3 protein-coding genes are annotated in these 4194 nt (G+C 65.0%); 1 reads left to right on the forward strand and 2 read right to left on the reverse strand.

Annotation, left to right across the window (positions count from 1 at the left end):
- Nucleotides 1-1792 (forward strand): hypothetical protein (locus K789_RS0117480; protein WP_024367894.1); only part of this gene is annotated, 1792 nt, incomplete at its 5' end.
- An 88-nt stretch (nt 1793-1880) separates the two neighbouring features.
- On the opposite strand, the gene ftsY is transcribed toward K789_RS0117480, so the two are convergent.
- Together ftsY and K789_RS0117490 are read right to left on the reverse strand one after the other, a co-directional pair.
- On the reverse strand, nt 1881-3104 hold the full coding sequence (ftsY, locus tag K789_RS0117485) for a signal recognition particle-docking protein FtsY (RefSeq protein WP_024367895.1): 1224 nt from the start codon (nt 3102-3104) through the stop codon (nt 1881-1883).
- 62 nt (nt 3105-3166) lie between these two features.
- The coding region (locus tag K789_RS0117490; protein ID WP_024367896.1) for an AAA family ATPase at nt 3167-4194 on the reverse strand (1028 nt) is incomplete at its 5' end.

Here is a 4194-nt window from a genome sequence, read left to right on the forward strand (position 1 = left end):
TCGAACGTCGTCGAAGGACTTCGTTAGGCTGTGGGTAGTCCCCACCCAGAAGCTGGAGAAGTTTGTTATGCCACCCCAAGAAGGTTCGCCCGAGCACGCCCCCGACAACAGACCGGACGACAAACCGGACGACAGACCGGACGACAGACCCGAGGTCGGAGCCGGGACCCCGCACAAGAGACTCCGTCCCGCCGTCGTCATCTCAGTGGTTGCCGTACTTGCCGTGCTCGCGTCGCTGGTGTTCTTCCTACGGCCGACGACGGGAGGCGAAGTGGCAGCGTCCCCCTCGCCGACTGCCAGCCCGGCGCCGACGTCGGCGACCACATTGCCGCCGGCCCCAGTGGTCACGTACTACAAGCAACCCGGCCCGCCCCCAGGTTCACCCCTGGAACCGGTGGAGCCGCTTCGTGTAGACGTCTCGGCGGTGAAAACCGGGACGTCGCTGCCTGAAGGAATTGCCGGGTTGTCTCTTGAGGCAACGGACTTGGCGGACAAGAGCCTGAGCGGCAGTAACCCAGAAGTCATTTCCGTTCTCAAGGGACTTGGCAAGCCGCTCCTTCGCTTTGGCGGAAGTTCGGTCGACCGGAGGATGTTCTGGACGTCAACCGGCGAAGCTCTCCCCAGCGGATATGTGGGAGACAAACCGCGCCCGGTCAGAACGGTCACTCCTGCTGATTTGGAAAGAATTAACGGCCTCCTGACTGCCGCCGACGCCACGATCAGCCTGACCGTGGACCTGGGCCACTTTGATCCGTCGAGGGCCGCCGACATGGCGGGGCATGCGGCGCGGATTTTCGGTGCAAGGCTCGTCAGCCTTACCGTCGGCAATGAACCGAACGGCTTTCCAACGAGCGACGTACGGGACAGCTCCTGGAAGATCGGCAACTTTCTGGATGAGCTGAATGACTATGCCGGGGCGATCCATGCGGTAGCGCCCGAGGTTCCGCTTCTTGGGCCCGGAGCCTACGCAGAGTCCTGGTGGGAACCTTTCGCGAAGGCCAAGTTGCCCCAACAGAAGATCTTGTCGCTTCACCACTATCCGCTGACAAGTTGTGACGCCAAGGATCCGCAGAGTGCTCCCACCATGGCCAACCTCATGAGCCCCCGCATGCACAACCGGACCGTCGAATATCAGCAGGCCGCCCTTCGCGTCGGAAAGGCGGCCGGACTTCAGGTCTGGCTGCCCGAGACCGGGATCAGCGCCTGTGACGGATCCAATGCCACGAGCGGAACCCATGCCTCTGCCCTGTGGAGCGCAGACTATATCCTCAGTGCCGCCCAGCAGGGCATCCAGCGACTTGGATTCCATAGCTCTCTTCTGACCTGCAAGGGAGGTCCTCCGATGTCTCCGATCTGCTCCGGCGGCCCGTACTTGAAGCCAGACGGCACGATCACAGCGCGGTCCCCCTATTTCGGTCTCTCCATGGCCGCTGAGCTCGGCAGCGGCAGTTTCCTCGAACTGGACACGTCCGGTGGTGGCCTCGCCTACGCCTACGCCCTGCAACAGGCCGACGGCAGCACCAGTGTGGTTATCGTCAATGAGAATGATCCGGAGAGAAGCTCCACAACGGACGTGAGTCTCAAGCTGCCTGGCAAGCCGATCACCGGGACAATGACTCAGCTGACAGGTCCCAGTTACTCAGCGCAGAACAGCACACTCATTGATGGCGCCAAGGCCCCGCCCCGTCAGGTCGCGGAGCGGGCCACCGTTGAGGGCTTCGCTTACGGCTCGCCGACACAGAAATTCAAGCTGACGGCGGGCACGGTCACTGTTCTGAACTTCACGTATTAGACGCCACACGCCGCTGGCTCCCAGTTGATGTCGTTTCGGTAAGCGAGACGACACCAACTGGGNNTTTAACGAGGTGTTGCGGCGGGACCTAGTTCAGGATGGCGTCGACGAAGCTCTCGGCGTCGAACGGGGCGAGGTCGTCCGCGCCCTCGCCGAGGCCGATGAGCTTGACCGGGACGCCAAGCGACTTCTGGATCGCCACCACGATGCCGCCCTTGGCCGTTCCGTCCAGCTTGGTCAGGACGATGCCGGTGATGTTCACGACCTCGGCGAAAACCCGGGCCTGGTTCAGGCCGTTCTGACCGGTGGTGGCGTCGAGGACCAGGAGCACCTCGTCCACCTCGGCGAGCTTCTCGATGACGCGCTTGACCTTGCCAAGCTCGTCCATCAGGCCTGTCTTGTTCTGCAGGCGCCCCGCGGTGTCGATCATCACGACGTCGACTTCCTGGTCGATGCCGGCCTTGACCGCTTCATAGGCGACGGACGCCGGGTCCGCGCCGTCGACGTCGGACTTCACGGTGGCGACGCCGACGCGCTGGCCCCAGGTGGCAAGCTGCTCGGCGGCGGCGGCGCGGAAGGTGTCCGCGGCACCGAGCAGGACATCCTTGTCTTCGGCGACGAGTACGCGGGCGAGCTTGCCCACCGTGGTGGTCTTGCCGACGCCGTTGACACCCACCACGAGCACGACGGCGGGCTTGTCGGCGTGGCGTTCGACGCGGAGCGTCCGGTCCATCGTCGGGTCCACGAGCTTGATGAGTTCCTCGCGCAGCAGGGCCTTGACCTGTTCCGGGGAGCGGGTGCCGAGCACCTTGACGCGTTCGCGGAGCGCGTCCACGAGCTGCAGGGTCGGCTCAGTGCCAAGGTCGGCGAGCAGGAGGGTCTCCTCCACCTCGTCCCAGACGTTCTCATCGATCTTGTCGGCGGAGAGCAGCGCCAGCAGGCCTTTGCCGAGGATGTTGTTGGACTTGACGAGGCGTTCGCGCAGGCGGACCAGGCGTCCGGCCACCGGCAGCGGCGTCTCCACCGGGACGGTTTCCAGGCCGGCGACGTTGTCCGGGACTTCGACTGTTTCCAGGCCCTCAAGGTCGACGGCGCCGTCTACGGCGTCTGGTGACACGCGTTCGCGCGGCGGTGCGGGACGGTCCTCGACGAGGGTCCCGCCGCCGGCACCAGGCCTTACGGGATCGTTCTCATCACGCTTGCCGGGGTAGTTGGTGATGTTCTTCCGGGTCTTCATCAGGACCGGAATGAGCGCACCAAGGACCACCAGGGCGGCGAGAATGGGCAGGAGAATGGGGAGGATGTCGTTCACTCCCCTAGCTTCTCACAATCCGGAAAGCGGCCGCGGGGCCTGAAAACGTGGGCGGGCGCGGCTCAGGCCTGGGCGCCGAGGCGCTGGCTGATGACCGTGGAGACGCCGTCGCCGCGCATCGTGACACCGTAGAGGGCGTCGGCGACTTCCATGGTGCGCTTCTGGTGCGTGATGATGATGAGCTGGCTGGATTCGCGCAGCTCCTCGAAGATGGTGATGAGCCGGCCCAGGTTGGTGTCGTCCAGGGCCGCTTCCACCTCATCCATCACGTAGAACGGTGAGGGCCTGGCCTTGAAGATCGCGACGAGCAGGGCCACCGCAGTCAACGAACGTTCCCCGCCCGAGAGCAGCGAGAGCCGCTTGATCTTCTTGCCGGCCGGCCGCGCCTCGACTTCGATGCCGGTGGTGAGCATGTCCGAGGGGTCGGTGAGGACCAGCCGGCCCTCGCCGCCGGGGAACAGCCGCGCGAAGATCCGGACGAACTGCGCCGAGGTGTCCTCGAAAGCCTCGGCAAAGACCTTTTGGACGCGTTCATCGACTTCCTTGATGATGTCCAGCAGGTCTTTCCGGCTGGACTTGAGGTCTTCGAGTTGGGTGCTCAGGAACTGGTGGCGCTCCTCGAGGGCGGCGAATTCCTCCAGCGCCAGGGGGTTGACCCGGCCCAGGGCTGACAGGTCCCGCTCGGCCCGTTTGAGCCGCTTCTCCTGTTCCTCGCGGACGAAGGGCTTGCCGGTGACGATCTCACGGCCGTCCTCATCCACCGGGGCGCGCAGGGCGGCCCATTTGTCCGCCGATTCCCCGGCGGGCACGGGGACAGGCTGGTCGGGGCCGAAATCCGCCACCAGCTGGTCGGCGGTCAGCCCCAGTTCCTCAACGCTTCTGAGTTCCAGGGCTTCGATCCGGAGGCGCTGCTGGGTGCGGGCCAGTTCGTCGCGGTGCACGGAGTCGGTCAGTTCGGCCAGTTCGCGGGCGAGGGCATCGTTGCTGCTGCGCACGGCCGCGAGTTCGACGTCCATCTGTTCCTTGCGTTCCTCGGCGCTGTCGCGCTCGTGCCGGGCGAGTTCCACGGACACGTCGATGAAGCCGATCA

This window comes from Arthrobacter sp. TB 26 (genome assembly GCF_000427315.1).
GTDB lineage: Bacteria > Actinomycetota > Actinomycetes > Actinomycetales > Micrococcaceae > Arthrobacter.